The organism is Epibacterium sp. Ofav1-8, from assembly GCF_022348185.1.
GTDB lineage: Bacteria > Pseudomonadota > Alphaproteobacteria > Rhodobacterales > Rhodobacteraceae > Epibacterium.
Window position 1 is genome coordinate 165264 of the sequence record NZ_JAKRFD010000005.1, and the last position, 20985, is coordinate 186248.

Here is a 20985-nt window from a genome sequence, read left to right on the forward strand (position 1 = left end):
CGCCAGGCACGGCGCCCGGCCCAACTGTTTTGGTCGCCCGCAAGGGCGGCGGAAACAGGCGGGAGCGCCCCCTCCTCCGGGTTTGCCCTCACGCTCCATTCCAGGCGGTTGCCCCGGTCAGCGGCCCGCCGCCGGTCGGATATGGGGCGGCCTCAGCGCCCTTTCCACACCGGGTCGCGCTTTTCGGCAAAGGCCCGCGCGCCTTCGAGGTTATCTTCGGATCCGTAGAGTACATCCACCGTCCGCAACTGCCGCCCGGTGACGCGGTTCATCGCATCCTGAAACTTGGAATCCTCGGCATCACGCACGATCTCCTTGATCGCGGCATAGACCAGCGGCGGGCCGGAGGCGAGAAGGCGCGCCAGCTCCCAGGCGCGGTCCATCAGCTGATCGCCGGGGATGATTTCGTTCACCAGGCCCCAGCGATGGGCCTCTTCAGCATCGAACCAGCGGCCCGTCAGCAGGAGCTCCATGGCGATGTGATAGGGAATGCGCTTGGGCAGCTTGATCGACGCAGCATCCGCCACCGTGCCGGAGCGGATCTCCGGCAGGGCAAAGCTGGCGTGATCGGCCGCAAGGATCATGTCCGCCGACAGGGCCAGCTCCAGCCCGCCGCCACAGGCGATGCCGTTGACGGCGGCGATCACCGGCTTGTTGAGGTCGCGCAGCTCCTGCAAACCGCCAAAGCCACCGACGCCATAATCGCCATCCACCGCATCGCCGTCAGCGGCCGCCTTCAGGTCCCAGCCGGGGCAGAAGAATTTCTCGCCACCCCCCGTTATGATCGCAACCCGCAAGTCATCGTCATCGCGAAAGGCCTGAAACGCCTCGCCCATCCGGCGCGAGGTTTGCAAATCGATGGCATTGGCCTTGGGACGGTCCAGCGTGACCTCGAGGATGCCACCCTCGCGGCGGGTTTTGACGGGATTTTCTTCACTCATCGCAACATGTCCTTTCTGCGCATCAGCGCATCCGCTGCCACCGCATCCGTCGGGGTGCACAGCAACGGGTTGATTTCGATTTCTTCCAGACCTTCAGCCTCGGCGACCACATAGGCCTCGATGGAGCGGATCGCGCGCAGGATCGCATTGCGATCCGCCGCCGGCGCGCCGCGATAGCCTGTCAGCAAGGGCGCGATCTTCAACCCGTCGAGTGCCGCGTTCAAGGCAGCGTCCGAGGCGGGCAGCAGCACCGAGGCGCTGTCCTGCATGATCTCGGTCAGTGTTCCGCCCGCGGCGAGGGTCAGCACGAAGCCATGCGCGGGGTCCTTCACCACGCCAACCAGCAACTCAGCCACGGCACCGGTGACCATCTCCTCGACCAGAAAACGGTCGGTGGGCATAGCCACGGCGGCATCGCTGACCTCCTGTCCGGAACAGAGGTTCAGCTTTACCGCGCCCTCTTCGGTCTTATGGGCGATGCCTTCGCCCTTGAGCACCACCGGGTAGCCGATATCCGCTGCCACCGCGCGGGCGGCCACGACGGTGCGGGCAGGTTTTGCACGCGGTACCCGGAGGCCAAAGCGCGCAAGCCAGGCCTTGGCCTCACCCTCGGGCACCAGATCCGGCTCGTCATGGGTCTTGGTGGGCAACAACAGCGGATGCGCCAGTTCCGGCAAGGGCTGGCCGGCCGCCTCGATGGCAGTGATCGCCTCGGGCAGACCCAGCATCGGCACCACCCCGGCAGCGATCAGCTGTTCGGCCACCTCTTCGGGCAGCAGTTCCGGCAGGGTGGCCAGCATGGCGATCGGCTGGTCGGTCTGCTGCCGCACCGCGATGGCGGACTGGATCGTGCAATCCCAGTCAGAGGCGTCACACCGGTCGGAGCGTGGGAAATCCACCACAAGGATCGTCAGCGCCAGTTGCGGGTCGACCATCGCAGAGAAGGCGCGCGTCATCGCCTCCGTATCGCGCCAGATATAGGTGTGATAGTCGAGCGGGTTCGCCAGCGCCACCATCGGGCCGAGGGCCGCGCGCAGGTCACTGCGCTGGCGGTCGTTCAGCGGCGGGAAGCTGACTCCGCGGCCATGGGCAGTATCCGCAGACAGGCTCGCCTCGCCACCGGAACAGCTGATCGTTGCGATGCGGGTCGAGGACAGACGCCCCACAACATGCATCAGCTTCAATGTCTCAAGGAACGAGGGCAGATCATACAAGCGCGGAATGCCAAGACGCGAAAGCAAGGCCCCGGCCCCCGCATCGCCCCCAGCCAGCGAGGCCGTGTGCGAGACTGTTGCGGCACGGGCTTGCGCAGAACGTCCGACCTTCAGCGCGATGATCTGCTTGCCCAGCTGACGCGCCTTCAGCGCCAGCGCCTCAAACGCGCGCAGATCGCCAAAGCCCTCGATATGCAGCCCCAGCGCGGTGACACGGTCATCTTCCAACAGCGCCTCGCCGATTGCCGCCAACCCGGTCTGGGCCTGGTTGCCGCAGGTCACCACATAGGCCAGCGGCAGCGCCCGGGTCTGCATCGTCAGGTTGATCGCGATATTGGAGCTCTGGGTGACAATCGCCACGCCCTTTTCCACCCGCTTGCCGCCATGCTGGTCGGGCCACAACAGCGCCCCGTCGAGGTAGTTGATGAACCCGTAGCAGTTCGGCCCGAGGATCGGCATGTCCCCGGCCGCCGCCAGCAGACGCTGTTGCAGGTCAGCGCCCTCGGCGTCTTCCGCCTCCGCCTCCAGAAAACCGGAGGCAAAACAAACCGCCCCGCCGGCGCCGCGCGTGGCCAGCGCCGTGACGATGTCGATGGTGACAAAGCGGTTTACCCCGATGAAGCTGGCATCCGGCGCCGCGGGCAGGGCAGCCACGTCCTTGAACGCTGGCAGGCCCGCGACCTCTTCGGCCTTGGGATGTACGGGCCAGATTTCGCCCTCAAACCCCATCTTGCGGCATTGCTCGATCACGGCAGCGCACCAGGCACCACCACCGATAACGGCAATGGTTTTGGGGCGAAAGAGCCTTTTTAGAGACTGCATTTGACGTTATTCACCCGAGGTTTCGCGGTCCAGATGCCCAAGGCTCTGATCCGGGTTGATTTGATCGCGCACGCGGGTCTTCAGCTCTTTCACATCCGGAAATCCGCCGTCCCGCTTGCGCTCCCAGATCACCTCTCCGTCGAGGGTGATCTCAAAAGTTCCGCCGATCTCGCCCGGCACCAGAGTGACACCGCCCAGCTGCTCCTGAAAGGTCGACAGCAGTTCCTGGCTCATCCAGGCGGCGCGCAACAGCCAGTTGCAGCCAATGCAATAAGTGATGGTCACAACAGGTTTCCGAGCGGTTTCAGTGGGATCGGACAAGGTCAGCCTCCAAGCGGTCTCAGCATCTCGCGGCTGATGATGTGCCGCTGGATTTCACTGGTGCCCTCCCAGATACGCTCCACTCGCGCGTCGCGCCAGATGCGTTCGAGGGGAAGTTCGTCCATCAGCCCCATGCCGCCGTGGATCTGGATCGCTTCATCCGCAACCATGGCGAGCATCTCGGTCGCCTTCAGCTTGGCCATCGACATGTCGCTCTCGGTGACGGTGCCCTGATCGAACTTCCAGCCGGCTTCCCAAGTCAGCAGGTTTGCGGCCTTCAACTCGGTGGCCATATCGGCGAGCTTGAACGAAACCCCCTGAAACTTGCCGATTTGCTGGCCGAACTGCTTGCGCTCAGCGCTGTATTCGACGGCGTGTTGCAGCGCCCGTTCGGCGCGGCCCAGACAGGTTGCGGCCACTTGCAGGCGGGTGGCGCCCAGCCAGGTGTTGGCGACCTCGAAGCCCTTGTCGATCTCGCCCAGAACGGCGGAGGACGGCAGGCGGCAATCGTCGAATTCCAGCACCGCGTTGGTGTAGCCCCGGTGCGAGACGTTGCGATAGCCGGCACGGACCGAGAATCCGGGTGTGCCCTTGTCGACAAAGAAGGCGGTGATCTTTTTCTTCTTGCCGCGCGGCGTGTCCTCCTCACCCGTGGCCATGAAGACGATGGCGAAATCGGCCACATCCGCGTGGGAGATGAAATGCTTGGTGCCGTTCAGGATCCAGTCGTCGCCATCCTTGCGGGCCGAAGCGGCCATGCCGCGCAGGTCAGAGCCCGCGCCCGGCTCCGTCATCGCCAGGCAGTCCCATTTCTCACCGCGGATACAGGGGAATAGATATTTCTCCTTCTGCTCCTCCGTGCCCGCCAAGAGGATGTTGGAGGGACGCGCGACGCTGGTCCAATGCAGCGCGTAATTGGCGCGACCGAGTTCCTTTTCATAGAGCAGCCAGGACAGCGTATCGAGACCAGCACCGCCCACCTCTTCGGGCATATTGGCAGCATAAAGCCCGGCTTCCATCGCCTTCTTCTGGATTTCCCTTACCAGATCCATGTCGAGATGGCCGCTGCGCTCGATTTCCAGCTCATGCGGATAGAGCTCTTTTTCCACAAAGGCGCGCGTGGTTTCGACGATCATCGCCTGTTCTTCTGTCATGCCGAATTGCACCGGGCGTCTCCTTTTTGATGTGGTGGCTTGCACGGGAGGGTAGAGGTCGCCTAGCGTGTGTATCGTGCAAAGGTGGCCGAAATCATGCAGAAATGGACAAATGAATTCGCGGCAGCGCAGCAAGTGGATGTCCTCTTGTTCGACGATTTCTCTGCCCATTGCCTTGCCAACACGGTGGAGCCGATGCGGGCGGCCAACACGCTCGCGCGGCGGGAGCTCTATCGCTGGAGGTTCCTGTCGCTGACGGGCGCGCAGGTGGTGTCCTCTTCCGGCATGCAAGTCACCGCGCACGGGCGGCTTGCGGATTTTTCCGGCGATATGCTCGCCGTGATGCCGAGCTATAATTTCCTGCGCCAGGACGGGACCGCGACCCGGCGCGGGTTGCGCGCTGCCGCCAAACGCTATCGCGAGATTGCCGGGTTTGACACTGGGCCGTGGCTGATGGCCGCCGCAGGGTTGCTGGACGGGCGTGTCGCGACCATCCACTGGGACGAACTGGACCGGCTGAGAGAGTCATTCCCAGAGGTTGAGGTGCAGCGCAGGCGATATGTACAGGATGGCAACAGGACCACTTGCACCGGGGCGCTGGCCGCCTTTGACCTGATGCTGGAACGGATCGGCGCGCGCCATGGGCAAGCGCTGCGCCTGGAGGTTGCGGCCTTGTTCATGAGCACCGAAGGTGGCGGTGCGACATCGGAAATCTCGCTCGCCCGCACACGCGTCGTGGCGCGCGCCGTGGTCCTCATGCAAGGCCACCTGGAAACTCCGCTAGCGATCCCGGAAATTGCCCGTCGCATCGGTCGCCCGCGCAAGGATCTGGAAGCGCGCATGAAGGCGGATCTGGGCGCGACACCCGCGGCCGTGTATCGGCGGTTGCGGTTGATTCAGGCCAGAAAGCTCTTGTTAGAGACTGATATGAGTGTCTCCGAAGTGGCGGCCCGCTGTGGATATGACAACCCAAGCGCGCTCACCAGAGCGTTCAGATCGGAATTCGCCACAACACCCAGAGCGTTGCGACAAGCACCTGGCCCGGAGCGGGGATAAGTGCGAACCGGCAGTAACGGGAGGTCGCGACAGGGACCTCTGTTCCGGTGCCAGCGGGACGCAGGTTGGTCTGGTTCATGACAGTGTTATGATCGCCCAATAGGGGTCTTGCACGCCGGAACGCAATCATCAACACTAGGCCATGACAAACAAGACCTTCCCAAGCTGGCCCGACGTCGCCCCCCAACTGATCGAAACCGCTGCCGGACGCAGCCCTGCCGATACGGTGATCCGCAACGGCAAATGGGTGAATGTGCACACGCGCGAGATTCTCGACGGGCATGACATCGCAATCACGGCCGGTCGCATTGCCTATGTGGGACCGGATGCGTCCTATTGTATGGGTCCGGACACGCAGGTGATCGAGGCTGAGGGCCGCTATTTGGTGCCGGGCCTCTGTGACGGGCACATGCATATTGAATCGGGTATGCTGACGCCTGCGGAATTTGCCCGCGCGGTGATCCCCCATGGCACCACCACCATGTTCACCGACCCGCATGAGATCGCCAATGTTCTGGGCCTTGAAGGCGTGCGTCTGATGCATGACGAGGCGCTCTTGCAGCCCGTCAATATCTATACCCAGATGCCCTCCTGCGCGCCGTCGGCACCGGGGTTGGAAACCACGGGGTATGAAATCTCTGCCGAGGACGTCGCAGAGGCGATGACCTGGCCCGGTATTATCGGCCTGGGCGAGATGATGAACTTTCCCGGCGTGGCCAATGGCGACGCCAAGATGCTGGCCGAGATCGCTGCCACCCAACGCGCGGGCAAAACCGTGGGTGGGCATTATGCCTCGCCCGATCTTGGCCCAGATTTCGCGGCCTATGTGGCTGGCGGCCCGGCGGATGACCACGAGGGCACCTGCGAGGCGGATGCCATCGCGCGGATGCGACAGGGCATGCGGGCTATGGTGCGTCTGGGGTCCGCCTGGTACGACGTCGAAGCGCAGATCACCGCAATCACGGAAAAGGGCCTCGACCCGCGCAACTTCATCCTGTGTACCGATGACTGTCATTCCGGCACGCTGGTCAATGATGGCCATATGAACCGGGTGGTGCGTCACGCAATCGACTGCGGCTGTGATCCGCTGGTGGCACTCCAGATGGCAACGATCAATACCGCCACGCATTTTGGGCTGGAGCGCGAGATCGGCTCCATCACCCCGGGTCGCCGCGCGGATGTGATCCTGACCTCTGATCTGAAGACCCTGCCGATCGAGGTGGTGATCGCGCGCGGGCAGATTGTTGCGGAATCAGGCTCTATCAAGGTGGATTGCCCACATCTGGACTGGCCCGACACCGCGCGCGGCACCGTGCATCTTGGGCATGAGTTGACGGCGAAAGACTTTGAACTCGCCGCGCCCGAAGGCGCAAATGCCGTCACCGCCAATATCATCGGTGTGGTGGAAAACCAGGCCCCGACCAAGGCGTTGAAAGCTGAACTGCCGGTCGAGAACGGTCTCGTCGAAGGCAAGGACGACGTCTGCCAGATTGCCCTCGTCGAACGTCACCGCGCCACGGGTGGCGTCACCAATGCCTTTGTCTCGGGTTTCGGCTACGAAGGCCGCATGGCGATGGCCTCGACCGTGGCGCATGACAGTCACCACATGATCGTGGTCGGCACGGATCGCGCACAAATGGCCCTGGCGGCCAACCGTCTGGCGGAGGTCGGCGGCGGCATCACGATCTATCGCGACGATGAGGAACTGGCGCTGGTGGAACTGCCGATTGCAGGGTTGATGTCCGACAGCCCGGCGTCCACGGTGGCCGCCAATGCGCAGAAACTGGTCGAGGCGATGGAGGCCTGCGGCTGCAAACTGAACAACGCCTATATGCAGCACTCGCTTCTGGCGCTGGTCGTGATCCCGGAACTGAGGATCAGCGACCTCGGCCTTGTCGATGTGCGCACATTCAAGAAAATTCCAGTGATCGAGCCGTTTAATGAATGATGTAAAAACACCCGCCCTCCCCGAAGCAGAGAGCTTCACCGATGCCAAGGCTGCGGTTGCGCGCCTGATCGCGCTTTATGACAGCGCGACCAATTTCCTGTGTGATGAGTTCATCGCCGCGATGAGCGCCGGCGCCGCGCCCGGCAGCCGCATGCGGGCCTTTTACCCGGAGGTGCGCTTTACCACCACGACCTACGCGCAGGTGGACAGTCGCCTCAGCTTTGGCCACGTGGCCGATCCGGGCACCTATGCCACCACGGTGACACGCCCGGATCTGTTCGAACACTATCTGGAGCAGCAGATCGGGCTTCTGATCAAGAACCATGGCCAGCCGGTGATTGTCGGCGTGTCCGATACCCCGATGCCGGTGCATTTTGCCGTTGCGTCCCGTCCCGGACTGACCGTGCCGCAGGAAGGCGCGGCACGCTTCACCCTGCGCGATGTGTTTGATGTCCCGGATCTGGCGACCACCAACGATGACATCGTCAATGGCACCTACGTGCCCGAGAATGGCGTGGGGCCGCTGTCGCTGTTTACCGCCCAGCGGGTGGATTATTCCCTGGCGCGTCTGGCGCATTACACGGCGACGGACCCGGATCATTTCCAGAACCACGTCCTGTTTACGAACTACCAGTTCTACGTCACTGAATTCGAAGCCTACGCCCGCGCGCAATTGGCCGATCCCGCCAGCGGCTACACCAGTTTCGTATCAACCGGCAACGCCGAGATCACCGAGGCCGACGGCGAGTTGCCCATCTCTCCCAAGATGCCGCAAATGCCGACCTACCACCTCAAGCGGCCGGACGGGAACGGCATCACGCTGGTCAACATTGGGGTGGGACCGTCGAATGCCAAAACCGCCACCGACCACATCGCCGTGCTGCGTCCGCATGCGTGGCTGATGGTCGGCCATTGCGCCGGGCTCAGAAACTCTCAGGCGCTTGGCGATTTTGTTCTGGCCCATGCCTACCTGCGCGAGGATCACGTGCTGGATGATGACCTGCCAGTCTGGGTGCCGATCCCGGCGCTGGCGGAAATTCAGGTGGCGCTGGAAGAAGCCGTAGCTCAGGAAACCGGACTTGAAGGGTACGACCTCAAGCGGATCATGCGCACCGGCACCGTTGCCAGCCACGACAACCGCAACTGGGAGCTGCGGGATCAGTCCGGCCCGGTGCAACGCCTGAGCCAATCCCGCGCCATCGCACTGGATATGGAGAGCGCCACCATCGCCGCAAACGGCTACCGCTTTCGGGTGCCCTACGGCACGCTCCTATGCATTTCCGACAAGCCCCTGCACGGTGAATTGAAGCTGCCCGGCATGGCCTCGGACTTCTATCGCACGCAGGTTTCTCGGCACCTTCTGATCGGTATCAAGGCGATGGAACGGCTCAGAACCATGCCGCTGGAACGCTTGCACAGCCGGAAACTGCGCTCCTTTGACGAAACGGCCTTCCTGTAATGGCGAAAATATGCTGTTTTCCACGGAAATTTGCTTGTTTGGCGCTTGATCTTGCACGCTACGCGTTGTGTTGTCCCACAACATAACGCTAATGTTACGCGATGAGGCCCCAACACGTCGGGCAGTTTCAAGGAGAGCTAAGAATGTCCAAACCGATGACCAAAACTCAGCTTGTGGCAGCACTGGCTGAGGAAATGGACAGCGACAAGAAAACCGCTGGTGCCGCTCTGGATGCCGTTTGCAACCTGATCACCCGCGAAGTGTCCGGCGGCGGTGCCGTGACCCTGCCGGGTGTTGGCAAGATCTATTGCCGTGAGCGTCCCGAGCGCGAAGTGCGCAACCCGGCCACCGGCGAGAAGTTCATGAAAGAAGCAGACAAGGTCGTGAAAATGACCATCGCCAAAGCGCTGAAAGACAGCGTCAACGGCGACGCCTGATAGACCTTTTGGTCCGGCGACGGCTTCGGGGCTGCCCTATCGGGCGGCCCATTTTTTTGATTGTACCAATTCCTCCGCTCTCCCTATTCAGCCCGGTGATTACTGGGTAGCGTGCCGCCAACGACCAGGAGGGACTGACGGATGGATCTGCGCGCACTTGCCATGGGGCTCGCCTTTGCCCTGATGTGGTCCTCGGCCTTTACCTCGGCCCGGATCATTGTGGCGGACGCCTCACCGCTGTTCTCTCTGGCGCTGCGGTTTTTGATCTCCGGCCTGATCGGCGTCATGATCGCCCGTGCCATGGGGCAGACCTGGCGACTGACGCCGGGCCAGTGGAAGGCCACGATCCTGTTTGGGATCTGCCAGAATGCGCTCTACCTCGGTCTGAACTTTGTCGCGATGCAATGGATAGAGGCGTCCCTGGCGGCGATCATTGCCTCCACCATGCCGCTCTTGGTGGCGCTGGCGTCCCTGGCGTTTTTTCGCGAACCCATCCGCCCGCTTGGCCTGCTGGGGCTGGTCGCGGGGATTGCCGGCGTGGCGCTGATCATGGGCACCCGGATCGGAGCCGGTGTCGACCTGCTCGGCCTTGCCCTCTGCGGGATTGGGGTTCTGGCGCTGACCACCGCCACACTCGCGCTGCGGGGCGCGACTTCCGGCGGCAATTTCATGATGGTGGTGGGATTGCAGATGCTGGTGGGCGCTGCGGCGCTTTTCCCGGCGGCCTTTGCGTTTGAAACCATCCGCGTCGAGCCCAGCTGGCCGCTGGCAATCGCCTTTGCCTATACCACCTTTGTGCCGGGGCTGGCGGCGACCCTGATCTGGGTGATGCTCCTGAACCGGATCGGAGCCGTGCGGGCGGCCACCTTCCACTTTCTCAATCCGGTGTTTGGTGTTGCGATCGCCAGCTTCCTGCTGGGAGAGCGGCTCGGCCCGCTGGATATCCTGGGCGTCGGTGTGGTGACACTGGGCATCCTCGCGGTTCAACTCGCCCGCCACCCCGCACCGCCAAAGCAACCGCTGCCCAGATCGCTGCATCCGCAAGCGGATTGACACGGGTCCACCACAGGGTGCCCACACACGCACAATCACGTTTACGCATGATGCGCCGATTACAGGCCAGGGCACTTGCGCTTCAGGCATTGAAAGCGCAGTGTCGAACCCCACTTAATGCCGCATCAGATCAGGTGGGAGGGCCCCATGACCAAATATTTCAAGAACCCTGATGTCATCGCCGCGCTGTCCGAAGAAGAATTCTACGTGACCCAGAATTCCGGCACCGAACGTCCCGGCACGGGAAAGCTGCTTTCGAACAAGGAGCCGGGCATTTACGTGGACATCGTGTCCGGAGAACCGCTGTTTGCCTCTTCCGACAAGTACGAATCCGGGTGTGGCTGGCCAAGTTTCACCAAACCGATCGAACCCGCACATGTGCAGGAACTCGAAGACCGGACCCTTGGCATGATCCGCACCGAGGTGCGCTCCACCCATGGTGACAGCCATCTCGGCCACGTCTTCCCCGACGGTCCCGCGGATCGCGGCGGCCTACGCTACTGCATCAACTCGGCGTCGCTGCGCTTTATCCATCTCGACGATATGGAGGCGGAAGGCTATGGCGCCTACATCAATCAAGTGGAGGACCACCGATGAGCAAGACCGAACGCGCCATTCTCGCAGGCGGCTGCTTCTGGGGCATGCAAGAGCTGATCCGTCACCGCAAAGGTGTCCTCAGCACCCGCGTCGGCTACACGGGCGGCGATGTGCCGAATGCAACGTATCAGAACCACGGCACCCACGCCGAAGGCATCGAGATCACCTTTGATCCCGAGCAGACCTCTTACCGCGAGATGCTGGAGTTCTTCTTTCAGATCCACGACCCCACGACGACCAACCGTCAGGGCAATGACATCGGCATGAGCTACCGCTCTGCGATCTACTATGAAGATGCGCGCCAGAAACAGATCGCGGAGGACACCATCGCCGATGTGGAGGCCTCTGGCATCTGGCCCGGCAAGGTCGTGACCGAAGTGGAACCTGTCGGCGATTTCTGGGAGGCGGAGCCGGAACATCAGGATTATCTCCAGCGGCTGCCAAATGGCTATACCTGCCACTTCCCACGCCCCGATTGGGTGCTGCCAAAGCGCGATCAAGCCGCTGAATAATCCTTGTTAGAGCCTGAGTATGGCTCAGATCAACCAGATGCAGGCCGCTTCCGGACGGGAGCGGCCTGTATCATGTAATCAGCCGTGTGCCACCCGTGGCCGACCGCTGGCCTCGACGGTGAGGGTGGCCTCGACAAAGACCTGCTGCGCCTCGACCTCGGCCATGCGGAGATCGCGGGTGACATGCACGTGAATATCGCCAGCGCCCGCATCCTCGGCCGCTGCCACAGCTTCGGCACGCAAGACGCTTTCTAACATGTCCAGCGCCTCGGCACGGGCTGTGAAATCCTTTGGCCCGTCGGAAAGATGCACGCGAAACCTGCCTTCGGAGGGGGCGGTGACGGTACCGGAACGGCGCTGAATGATCCGCCCCACCACGGCGCCGATCGCATTGGCGACCCCGGCGTGTTCCGGCAGGATCATATTGCACCTCAGACGTTTTCCGACCGCGGGATAGTAGCTAGGTGCCGAGGCCCCCAAACCGATCACATCCACATTCACACGTGCGTCGATCACCAACAAACTGCTATGTGCCGTCAGGCCCCGTTGCAGCAGCACGTGCCGTGCAAGATCTTCCGCAGGTCCCCCAAAAGTAGCCTGCTCCTCGGAGAAAACAGACTCTAACAAGGTCAAAGCCGTTTGCTCGGTCAATTGATCCACGATCATTTGCGCCAGCGCTTCGGCATTTTTTGCCACCGCATCCCCGCTGCCGACACGACGTCTGGCAAAGACGGTAAGCGCCTTGTCTGCGGCGTCTCGATCCCATGCGGCCACACGGCCCAGGACGTGACTGGCATCGGACGGCGTGATCCCGGCGACCTGCACCAGGCCGCGATCCACCAGACGGCTGAGCGCGCCCTGCTCCATACGCGTGCGCAGAACGTCGCCCAGTGGCAGAACCGCGGTACCGATCCGGGCCAGCAGCGCCGCCTCCCGTTCCGACAGGCCAACCGCCGCTTGCCCGATCACACCACGCACAAAACGCCCGTCATACTCCCCAACCACCGGAGCGTTGAGTTGTGCATCCAGCGCCGCATGCACAAGCTCGGGGGCTTCGGTCGCGATCAGGGACACCGGCAACACCCGCCGCGGCCCAAGCGTGACCCCACCGCGCAGACCATCGCCATTCAGGTGAACTTGACTGTCTCCCCCCAGGCCCGTGGTGCGCATGGCCACAGCCTCCACCATGGTCCGGAAGCCGCCGACCTGTGCGCCATCCGGATCGATTTTCGGCAAACCTCGCTCGATCAGCGCAACGTCAGTGGTCGTCCCGCCGATATCGCTGACCAAGGCGTTCTCAGCCCCTGTCATCCATCGCGCCCCCACGATCGAGGCCGCCGGCCCGCTCAGGATTGTCTCGATCGGGCGCGCACGCGCCTGTTCCGCCGACATCAACGCCCCATCGCCCCGAACCACCATCATCGGCGCCTCAATACCAAGCGTCACAAGCGTTTCTGCCGCACGGTTGATCAACCGGTCGATCATGCCGATCAGACGCGCATTCAGTACAGCCGTCAGCGCGCGCTTGGGTCCATTGAGCTTGGCCGAAAGCTGGTGAGAGCAGGTGACCGGAACGTCGGTGCGCTCCTGGATGATCCGCGCAACCTCCAGCTCATGCGCGGGATTGCGCGTGGCAAAAACGCCAGCAACAGCAAACCCGCTGACCCCGGCTGATTCAGTCTCTAAAAAGGCGATGAGTGCCTCTTTATCCAGCGGCGCGGCTTCTGAGCCGGCATGGGTATGCCCCCCGACCAGGATCAGGGCAGGATCCCCTTTCAGTGCATCCCGCAGCCCGTGACGCTCCAGATCCTGCGCGCTGAACCCGATATAGATGAGCGCCACACGACCACCCTGCCCCTCGACCAGCGCATTGGTCGCAAGTGTCGTTGACAGCGCCGCCATCGAGATTTCGGCAGGTTCCACGCCGGTGTGTTCCAGCACGGCCCGCACCGCGCCGCCAACCCCGATTGCCAGGTCCTGCCGTGTGGTCAGCGACTTGGCCGAGGCGATCACCTCGCTCTCGTCACGGATCAGCACCGCGTCGGTATATGTTCCCCCGGTATCGACCCCAAGCAGAAGCGCCATCTTATCCTCGATTTTCACTCACGCATGCTCGGTTGTAACGGCTGGCTGCGTCACGTCCACTCTGTTTGCGTCATTATGACAACCGCATCACAGCCCAGCGCGCCGCATCTGCGACCGTTGGATCAGGATCATCACAGAGCTGCGTGGCATAGGGGCGCAACTTCGCCTCCCCAGAATTTCCGATCGCATAGAGCACATTGCGCACAAAGCGATCCCGGCCAATCCGCTTGATCGGAGATCCTGAAAACCGTTCGCGGAACGCTGCATCATTCAGTTGCGACAATTCCGCAAGCGGCGGCGCAACCGTGCCCTCACGCGCGGCATAGCGCATGTCCGAGGCCTCCACGGCGAATTTGTTCCATGGGCAGGCTGCAAGACAATCATCACAGCCATAGATTCGATTGCCGAGTTTTGCGCGCAGCTCTTCCTCAATGGGCCCCTTGTGCTCGATCGTCAGGTAGGAAATGCATCGCCGTGCATCCAGTTGATAGGGTGCAGGAAAGGCATCTGTGGGACACGCCGACAAACAGGCCCGACAGGACCCACAATGATCTGGCTCTACCGAATCTACCGGCAGATCCAATGTGGTAAAAATAGAGCCTAAAAAGGCCCAATTGCCCCAATCCCGGCTCACCAGATTGGTGTGCTTACCCTGCCAGCCAAGCCCCGCCGCCTGTCCGAGCGCCTTCTCTGGTACTGGGGCAGTGTCGACAAAAACCTTTACCTCAGCCTTATCACCCGCCTCGGCGATCAACCAGCGCGCCAGCCGCTTTAGCCGCTTCTTGACCAGGTCATGATAATCCTTGCCGCGCGCATAGACCGATATCGCCGCGCGATCCGGCAGTCCCACCACCGCCATCGGGTTCTCCTCGGGCGTGTAGCTTTCTGCCAGCATGATGACCGAGCGCGCCTCCGGCCAAAGCGCCGCCGGGTTTTCGCGCCAGTTCACTCGCTCCGCCATCCATGCCATCTGACCGTGATACCCGGCGTCCAGAAACGCACGCAGTCGTTCGGGCACTTCGGGGACATCCCACGGTCGGCAGATGCGCGTGGAGACAAAGCCCTCCGCCCGGGCCTGCGCGATCAGACGCGCCTTGATATCCCCTGCCGCTTTCATCTTCTCAGAAATATCCTCGGGGGTGAACGGGCCGCAAGGCCCGGAGGGGGCAGACAGCCCCCTGCACCATCTCAGAAATCAAGATCCGCGTAATGCGACGGAGGGCGAAAGCCCGGAACCTGATCCGCCAGAATTGACCGGAAGGCAGGGCGGGATTTGATCTTGGCGTACCAATCCTTCACCACCGCCGAGCGGTTCCAGTCCACATCAGAGATATAATCAAGCGACGACAGATGCGCAGCGGCCGCAAAATCCGCAAGCGTCATGTTATCGCCGGCCAGCCAGCGGCGATGGTCCAGCAACCACGACAGGTAATCGATGTGATACTTGATCGCTTTGGCACCGGATTTGACATTGCTGCTGTCCGGATAGCCTTCGCCGGTCATCTTCTTGTTCACCCGTTCATAAAGCAGCTTCGACGTGACCTCATGATGGAACTTGTCGTCAAACCAGCTCACCAGCCGGCGCACTTCCAGACGTTCGGCCGGTTTCTTTGGCATCAGGCTGGGGTCGGGGCGGGTTTCCTCGATATATTCGCAGATCGCGGCACTCTCGGCCATCAGCATGCCATCCAGACGCAGGACCGGCACCTTGGCCGCCGGGTTGCGGCGCAGGAAATCGGCGTCCTGCTCCCAGTAGCGCTCCTCGACAAGCTCCACCTCGATCTTCTTTTCCGCCAGGGACAGGCGCACCTTGCGGCAGAAGGGGGACAGGGGGACATGATAGAGACGAGCCATGGGCGTCCTGAGCTCTCCGGTTGTTAAGGGATCTTGTTCCTCCAGCAATGCCTTGCCAGAACGGAAACTTCAATGCTCGAAACAGGCAGCACGGCCATCGCGCTCGATCGTGGCAGCGCCATCCACGATCTGACGCGCTCGTTTGCGCATGAAATTGCCGGGATCGGCGGCAGAACGCTCTTTTGGATTTGGCAGCAGGGCTGCAATCAATGCCGCCTGCTGCGGGCTGAGCTGATCGGGACCGGTACCGAAATAGTGCCGTGCCGCAGCCTCCGCGCCAAAGATCCCCTCGCCCATCTCGGCCACGTTCAGGTAGACCTCGACGATGCGTTGCTTGCTCCAGGTGGCCTCGACCACCGGCGTCATAAAGGTCTCAAGCGCTTTTCTGACCCAACTGCGCCCCTGCCACAGGAAGACGTTCTTCACCACCTGCTGGGTAATGGTGGACGCGCCGCGCTTGCCACCGGATTCCAGCGCATCACGGATCGCCGTGACATCGAACCCCCAATGTTCGCAAAACCGCGCATCCTCTGCCGCGACCACGGATCGCGCCAGCACAGGGGCCATCTGTTCTAAGGGCACCCATTCGCGATCCACATCGCCAAGCCGGCGTTTCTCGGTCCAGATCGTATGGGTTATCGGAGGGTTCACCACCGAATACAAAAGGATCAGCGCAAGCACAAACGCAAGGCTGCCCAACAGCCCCCGCAGGATCCAGCGCCGGACCCGCGCCACCACGGCCCGGAGACCAAGCCGCGCGGATTTGGAGGTGGTCTTTTTTGTTTTTGTCTTGCGCGCTGCTTTTGCCATGGCCTCTCTATAGGACAGAGCATCCAAACACTCCAACAGGGAAAATCGCCCCGCAGGCATCTGCCCGCGCACACGCGCGGCGCAAAAAAAGGACCCCGCAGGCCGAAACACTGCGGGGTTCAGTTTCAGGAATAAGAGGGTCTCTTATTCTCGGGGATTATTCGATTACTCTGCCGGGATTGCCGATGCTTCCGTCGCGATGGGATGCGCCAGCTTGTCCAGCATCTCCTTCGGGCAAACCTGAAGGAAATGCCCCTTCTCGCTCTCCCAATGTTGCAGGATCTCCGCTGCCTTGCGGCTTCCGGTTTCGGCAACGTGGCGTTCGATCAGGCCTTTCAGCTCCGCTTCCCAATGGTCCACGGTCACCGGGCAGGTCACCAGGCTTTCCATGTTCATGAGCGTCTCAGCGGACTGATCCGGGTCATAGAGATAGGCCATGCCGCCCGTCATCCCGGCGCCGAAGTTCGCGCCGATGCTGCCAAGGATCACGGCCACACCGCCGGTCATGTATTCGCAACCGTTGGTACCACAGCCCTCGATCACCACCTTGGCGCCCGAGTTCCGCACCGCAAACCGTTCGCCGGCGCGACCGGCCGCAAAGAGATAGCCATCGGTGGCACCATAGAGAACGGTATTGCCCACAATGGTGTTCTCTGCCGCATTCAGCGGCGAGGCCATCGGCGGGCGCACGACGATCGTACCGCCCGACAGACCTTTGCCGACATAGTCGTTTGCGTCGCCGGAGACTTCGAGCTTCAGACCGGGGGCCGCAAAGGCGCCCAAGGACTGACCCGCCGAGCCTTGCAACTTCACCGTCAGGTGATCGGGTTGCAGGGTGTTGCGCATGCCGAAGTTCTGCACGATATGGCTGGAGGTACGCGTGCCCACGGTCCGATGCGTGTTCTGCACCGCGTAGGACAGCTGCATCTTCTCGCCATCCTTGAGGAACCGCGCGGCATCGCGCACGATTTCCGAATCGAGCGTGTCCGGCACCGCGTTACGGTCCTTGTCGCGGTTGTAGACGATGCTGGCAGAACCATCGACGGTGATCAGCAGCGGGTTCAGATCGAGGTCATCAAGGTGAGCAGAGCCACGCGACACCTGCGCCAGAAGATCCGCACGACCGATCACCTCATCAAGGCTCCGCGCTCCGATGGAGGCGAGGATTTCGCGAACTTCCTGCGCGTAGAAGGTGATGAGGTTCACCACCTTGTCGGCATTGCCGGTGAACTTGCCACGCAGGGCCTCGTCCTGAGTACACACACCAACGGGGCAGGTGTTCGACTGGCACTGACGCACCATGATGCAGCCCATTGCGATCAGCGCGGCGGTGCCGATGCCGTATTCCTCGGCGCCCATCATCGCAGCCATGACAATGTCACGCCCGGTGCGCAGACCGCCATCGGTCCGCAGGGTCACACGGCCGCGCAGGTTGTTCATCGCCAGCACCTGATGCGCCTCGGTGAGGCCCATCTCCCACGGCAGACCGCAGTACTTGATCGAGGTCGCAGGAGAGGCCCCGGTGCCGCCGTTGTGGCCCGAAATCAGGATGATGTCGGCCTTGGCCTTGGCCACGCCGGCAGCAATGGTGCCAACACCGGAGGAGGCCACCAGCTTCACCGTCACCTTGCAGCGCGGGTTGATCTGCTTCAGGTCGTAGATCAGCTGCGCCAGATCCTCGATCGAGTAGATGTCGTGGTGCGGCGGCGGCGAAATCAGGGTCACCCCCTTGGTGGAGTGACGCAGGCGCGCGATCAGGTCGGTGACCTTCATGCCGGGCAACTGGCCGCCCTCACCGGGCTTGGCACCCTGCGCGACCTTGATTTCCAGCTCTTCGCACTGGTTCAGATATTCGGCGGTCACACCAAAGCGGCCCGAGGCGACCTGTTTGATCTTTGCCGACGGGTTGTCGCCATTGGCTTCGGGCACGAAATGCGCCGGATCTTCGCCGCCTTCGCCCGAGTCGGACTTGGCTCCGATTCGGTTCATCGCCACGTTCAGCGTCTTGTGCGCCTCGGGCGAGAGCGCACCAAGCGACATGCCCGGGGTCACGAAACGCTTGCGGATCGACGTGATCGATTCCACTTCCTCGATCGGGATCGCCTTGCCCAGCGGTTTGATGTCCAGCAGATCCCGCAGATGGATCGGCGGGTTCGCCTGCATCTTGGCCGAATACTGTTTCCACAGCTCATACGACGAACGGTTGCAGGCCATCTGCATCATGTGCATCGAGGTGGCTTCCCAGGCGTGGGTTTCGCCGGATTTGCGGGCCTTGTAAAAGCCGCCGATCGGCATGATGCCCTCGGGCGCATTCCAGCCTTTGGCGTGGATTTCCTCGGCTTTCACCTGAATACCAGAGACACCGATGCCGGAAATCCGCGAGGTCATGCCGGGGAAATACTCCGCCACCATGGCGCGGGACAGGCCCACCGCCTCGAAGTTCAGGCCACCCCGGTAGGAGGACACCACGGAGATGCCCATCTTCGCCATGATCTTCAGCAGGCCCTGATCGATCGCTTCGCGGTAGCGGGCGACGTTTTCCGTCAGCGTCCCTTCGAGAAGACCGCGTTCAATGCGGTCGGCGAGTGAATCTTCGGCCAGATACGCGTTCACGACGGTTGCGCCGCAGCCAATCAGCACCGCGAAGTAATGCGGGTCGATACATTCCGCCGAACGCACGTTGAGCGAACAGAAGGTGCGCAGACCCTGGCGGATCAGATGCGAGTGTACCGCCGAGGTGGCCAGGATCATCGGCATCGCGACCTTGCCATCGCCGGAATATTGATCCGTCAGCACGATGTGCCCCGCACCGGAGCGCACGGCCTCTTCTGCCTCGGCCCGAATCCGCGCCAGCGAAGCGTGCAGAGATCCTTTGCCGGGGGCGAATGTACAGTCGATCTCCGCCAGTTTGGACCCGAGGTTGTCGACCAGCTTGTCCCACTGCGCATTGCCGACAAAGGGGCTTTCCAGCACCACGATCTCGGTTTGCGAGCTGTCCTCGTCCAGCACGTTCTTGAGGTTGCCGAACCGGGTCTTGAGGCTCATCACCCGGAATTCGCGCAAACTGTCGATCGGCGGGTTGGTCACCTGGGAGAAGTTCTGGCGGAAGAAATGGCTGAGCGGGCGATATTGCTTGGACAGAACCGCAGAGGGCGTGTCATCGCCCATGGAGGCCAGGCTTTCCTTGCCGTCTTCGGCCATCGGCGCCAGGATCTGCTCCAGCTCCTCGATCGTGTAGCCGGCGGCAATCTGGCGGCGGCGCAGTTCCTCGCCCGAGAACAGGGGGGTTTCCGTCACCCCGCCGAGCACGGCATCCAGATCATTGACCTTTGCCACCCAGTCGCCAAACGGCAGTGCGCGGGCAAGTTTGTCCTTGATTTCAACGTCGTGGTAGAGTTCGCCCTTTTTCATGTCGACGGCAAGCATCTGGCCGGGACCAAGCGCGCCCTTCTCCACGACAGATGCCTCGTCGATCGGCACCATGCCCGCCTCGGAGCCCGCAATGACCAAACCGTCGCCGGTGACCACATAGCGCATCGGGCGCAGACCGTTGCGGTCGAGACCGGCACAGACCCAGCGGCCATCGGTCATTGCCAGCGCGGCGGGACCGTCCCAGGGCTCCATCACGGCGTTGCAATAGGAATACATGTCGCGCCAGGCCTGCGGCAGTTCCTCGGCCTGTTTGGACCAGCTTTCCGGCACCAGCATGGTCTTTGCCATCGGCGCGGACCGACCGGCACGCACCAGAACCTCGAACACCGAATCCAGAGCCGCAGAGTCGGAGGACCCCGACGCCACGATCGGTTTGATGTCCTCGGCGTGGTCACCAAAGGTCGAGGAGGCCATGCGGATCTCGTGGCTCTTCATCCAGTTGACGTTGCCCTTGAGCGTGTTGATCTCGCCGTTGTGGGCCAGCATGCGGAACGGCTGCGCCAGCCACCACTGCGGGAAGGTGTTGGTGGAATAGCGCTGGTGATAGATCGCAAATGCGCTCTCGAACCGCTCATCCATCAGGTCGGGGTAGAAGACCGCAACCTGTTCGGCCAGCATCATGCCCTTGTAGATGATCGATCGGCAGGACAGCGACGCAATATAGAGCCCGCCAACCTGCGCGGCAGCGGCGGCCTTCTCGATGCGGCGACGGATCACATAGAGTTCGCGCTCAAAGGTCTCCTCGTCCACGCCCTTGGAGTTGGAGATCAGGATCTGCTCAATCTCCGGACGGGTCGCATTCGCCTTGTCACCGAGGCAGGTCACATCCACCGGCACGTGGCGCCAGCCGTAAATGTAGTAGCCCATGCGCAGGACTTCGGTTTCCACGATGGTCCGGCAGGTTTCCTGCGCGCCGAAATCCGTGCGGGGCAGGAACACCTGTCCAACAGCGAGCAACTCGTCGACCCGCGGCTCGTGCCCGGTGCGTTTCACCTGATCCCAGAAAAACGGCACCGGGATCTGCACGTGGATGCCGGCGCCATCGCCGGTCTTGCCATCAGCATCCACAGCGCCGCGGTGCCAGATCGCCTTGAGCGCGTCGATGCCGGCCTCGACCACCTTGCGGCTCTTGGAGCCGTCGACCGAAACCACGAGGCCCACACCACAAGAGGAATGCTCTTCTTCCTCGGAATAGAGACCGTTTTCAGCCATCCACTGGCGCTTTGCTTCCTCGGCACGCACCCAGTTTTCATCGTATTTCGTCATGTTCATTCTCCTCTGCCTGGCGGT

16 protein-coding genes are annotated in these 20985 nt (G+C 62.3%); 7 read left to right on the plus strand and 9 right to left on the minus strand.

Annotation, left to right across the window (positions count from 1 at the left end):
* Window positions 1-152 precede the first annotated feature (152 nt).
* Genes MHM97_RS09990 through MHM97_RS10005 form a run of 4 tightly spaced genes read right to left on the minus strand, consistent with a single transcriptional unit; the run spans window position 153 to window position 4464 of the window.
* Window positions 153-941 (minus strand): carnitinyl-CoA dehydratase, encoded by a 789-nt coding sequence (locus MHM97_RS09990; protein ID WP_239322221.1) that lies wholly within the window; start codon window positions 939-941, stop codon window positions 153-155.
* Entirely contained in the window at window positions 938-2977 is a 2040-nt protein-coding gene (locus tag MHM97_RS09995; RefSeq protein ID WP_239322222.1) for an acetate--CoA ligase family protein, read from the minus strand. Before MHM97_RS09995 ends, MHM97_RS09990 begins: the two co-directional genes overlap by 4 nt.
* Before the next feature lie 6 nt (window positions 2978-2983).
* Entirely contained in the window at window positions 2984-3298 is a 315-nt protein-coding gene (locus MHM97_RS10000) for a SelT/SelW/SelH family protein (RefSeq protein ID WP_239322223.1), read from the minus strand.
* 2 nt (window positions 3299-3300) lie between these two features.
* A complete protein-coding gene (locus MHM97_RS10005) occupies window positions 3301-4464 on the minus strand; it encodes an acyl-CoA dehydrogenase family protein (protein WP_239322224.1) in 1164 nt (387 codons plus the stop codon).
* Between the two features lie 84 nt (window positions 4465-4548).
* On the opposite strand from MHM97_RS10005, the gene MHM97_RS10010 reads away from it, so the two are divergent.
* The 7 genes from MHM97_RS10010 (at window position 4549) to msrA (ending at window position 11514) form a co-directional block, all read left to right on the plus strand.
* Window positions 4549-5508, plus strand: a complete 960-nt coding sequence (locus MHM97_RS10010) for a GlxA family transcriptional regulator (RefSeq protein WP_239322225.1) — start codon at window positions 4549-4551, stop codon at window positions 5506-5508.
* 142 nt (window positions 5509-5650) lie between these two features.
* The gene (gene ade, locus MHM97_RS10015) at window positions 5651-7456 is read left to right on the plus strand and encodes an adenine deaminase (RefSeq protein ID WP_239322226.1); all 1806 of its coding nucleotides are present in this window, start codon (window positions 5651-5653) and stop codon (window positions 7454-7456) included.
* Window positions 7449-8915, plus strand: coding sequence for an AMP nucleosidase (locus tag MHM97_RS10020; protein ID WP_239322227.1), 1467 nt, complete (start codon window positions 7449-7451; stop codon window positions 8913-8915). The genes ade and MHM97_RS10020 overlap by 8 nt, the downstream gene beginning before the upstream one ends.
* Before the next feature lie 143 nt (window positions 8916-9058).
* On the plus strand, window positions 9059-9352 hold the full coding sequence (locus MHM97_RS10025) for an HU family DNA-binding protein (protein WP_005618395.1): 294 nt from the start codon (window positions 9059-9061) through the stop codon (window positions 9350-9352).
* Between the two features lie 141 nt (window positions 9353-9493).
* The gene (locus MHM97_RS10030; RefSeq protein ID WP_239322228.1) at window positions 9494-10405 is read left to right on the plus strand and encodes a DMT family transporter; all 912 of its coding nucleotides are present in this window, start codon (window positions 9494-9496) and stop codon (window positions 10403-10405) included.
* A 147-nt stretch (window positions 10406-10552) separates the two neighbouring features.
* Complete coding sequence (msrB, locus tag MHM97_RS10035; protein WP_239322229.1) at window positions 10553-11002, plus strand: peptide-methionine (R)-S-oxide reductase MsrB; 450 nt, start codon at window positions 10553-10555, stop codon at window positions 11000-11002.
* A complete protein-coding gene (msrA, locus tag MHM97_RS10040) occupies window positions 10999-11514 on the plus strand; it encodes a peptide-methionine (S)-S-oxide reductase MsrA (RefSeq protein WP_239322230.1) in 516 nt (171 codons plus the stop codon). Before msrB ends, msrA begins: the two co-directional genes overlap by 4 nt.
* Before the next feature lie 78 nt (window positions 11515-11592).
* Here the strand turns inward: msrA and MHM97_RS10045 are convergent, their stop codons facing one another.
* The 5 genes from MHM97_RS10045 to gltB all read right to left on the minus strand — a co-directional run bounded on the left by MHM97_RS10045 (window position 11593) and on the right by gltB (window position 20961).
* Window positions 11593-13599, minus strand: a complete 2007-nt coding sequence (locus MHM97_RS10045) for a hydantoinase/oxoprolinase family protein (protein WP_239322395.1) — start codon at window positions 13597-13599, stop codon at window positions 11593-11595.
* 73 nt (window positions 13600-13672) lie between these two features.
* Window positions 13673-14716 carry a tRNA epoxyqueuosine(34) reductase QueG gene (queG, locus tag MHM97_RS10050; RefSeq protein WP_239322231.1) on the minus strand — a complete coding sequence of 348 codons (1044 nt, stop codon included), beginning with the start codon at window positions 14714-14716 and terminating at the stop codon, window positions 13673-13675.
* Between the two features lie 71 nt (window positions 14717-14787).
* Entirely contained in the window at window positions 14788-15453 is a 666-nt protein-coding gene (fzlA, locus tag MHM97_RS10055) for an FtsZ-binding protein FzlA (RefSeq protein WP_239322232.1), read from the minus strand.
* 69 nt (window positions 15454-15522) lie between these two features.
* Window positions 15523-16263, minus strand: a complete 741-nt coding sequence (gene mtgA, locus MHM97_RS10060; RefSeq protein WP_239322233.1) for a monofunctional biosynthetic peptidoglycan transglycosylase — start codon at window positions 16261-16263, stop codon at window positions 15523-15525.
* A gap of 165 nt (window positions 16264-16428) precedes the next feature.
* Window positions 16429-20961: a glutamate synthase large subunit gene (gene gltB / locus MHM97_RS10065; protein WP_239322234.1), complete on the minus strand. Its 4533-nt coding sequence runs from the start codon at window positions 20959-20961 to the stop codon at window positions 16429-16431.
* Between the last annotated feature and the right edge of the window lie 24 nt (window positions 20962-20985).

Excerpts from the sequence above, each read along its gene's own strand:
- fzlA (WP_239322232.1), bottom strand. The coding sequence starts at position 15,453 with ATGGCTCGTCTCTATCATGTCCCCCTGTCCCCCTTCTGCCGCAAGGTG.
- MHM97_RS10045 (WP_239322395.1), bottom strand. The coding sequence starts at position 13,599 with ATGGCGCTTCTGCTTGGGGTCGATACCGGGGGAACATATACCGACGCG.
- queG (WP_239322231.1), bottom strand. The coding sequence starts at position 14,716 with ATGAAAGCGGCAGGGGATATCAAGGCGCGTCTGATCGCGCAGGCCCGG.
- msrB (WP_239322229.1), top strand. The coding sequence starts at position 10,553 with ATGACCAAATATTTCAAGAACCCTGATGTCATCGCCGCGCTGTCCGAA.
- msrA (WP_239322230.1), top strand. The coding sequence starts at position 10,999 with ATGAGCAAGACCGAACGCGCCATTCTCGCAGGCGGCTGCTTCTGGGGC.
- MHM97_RS09990 (WP_239322221.1), bottom strand. The coding sequence starts at position 941 with ATGAGTGAAGAAAATCCCGTCAAAACCCGCCGCGAGGGTGGCATCCTC.
- MHM97_RS10010 (WP_239322225.1), top strand. The coding sequence starts at position 4,549 with ATGCAGAAATGGACAAATGAATTCGCGGCAGCGCAGCAAGTGGATGTC.
- mtgA (WP_239322233.1), bottom strand. The coding sequence starts at position 16,263 with ATGGCAAAAGCAGCGCGCAAGACAAAAACAAAAAAGACCACCTCCAAA.
- MHM97_RS09995 (WP_239322222.1), bottom strand. The coding sequence starts at position 2,977 with ATGCAGTCTCTAAAAAGGCTCTTTCGCCCCAAAACCATTGCCGTTATC.
- MHM97_RS10020 (WP_239322227.1), top strand. The coding sequence starts at position 7,449 with ATGAATGATGTAAAAACACCCGCCCTCCCCGAAGCAGAGAGCTTCACC.
- ade (WP_239322226.1), top strand. The coding sequence starts at position 5,651 with ATGACAAACAAGACCTTCCCAAGCTGGCCCGACGTCGCCCCCCAACTG.
- MHM97_RS10030 (WP_239322228.1), top strand. The coding sequence starts at position 9,494 with ATGGATCTGCGCGCACTTGCCATGGGGCTCGCCTTTGCCCTGATGTGG.
- gltB (WP_239322234.1), bottom strand. The coding sequence starts at position 20,961 with ATGACGAAATACGATGAAAACTGGGTGCGTGCCGAGGAAGCAAAGCGC.
- MHM97_RS10025 (WP_005618395.1), top strand. The coding sequence starts at position 9,059 with ATGTCCAAACCGATGACCAAAACTCAGCTTGTGGCAGCACTGGCTGAG.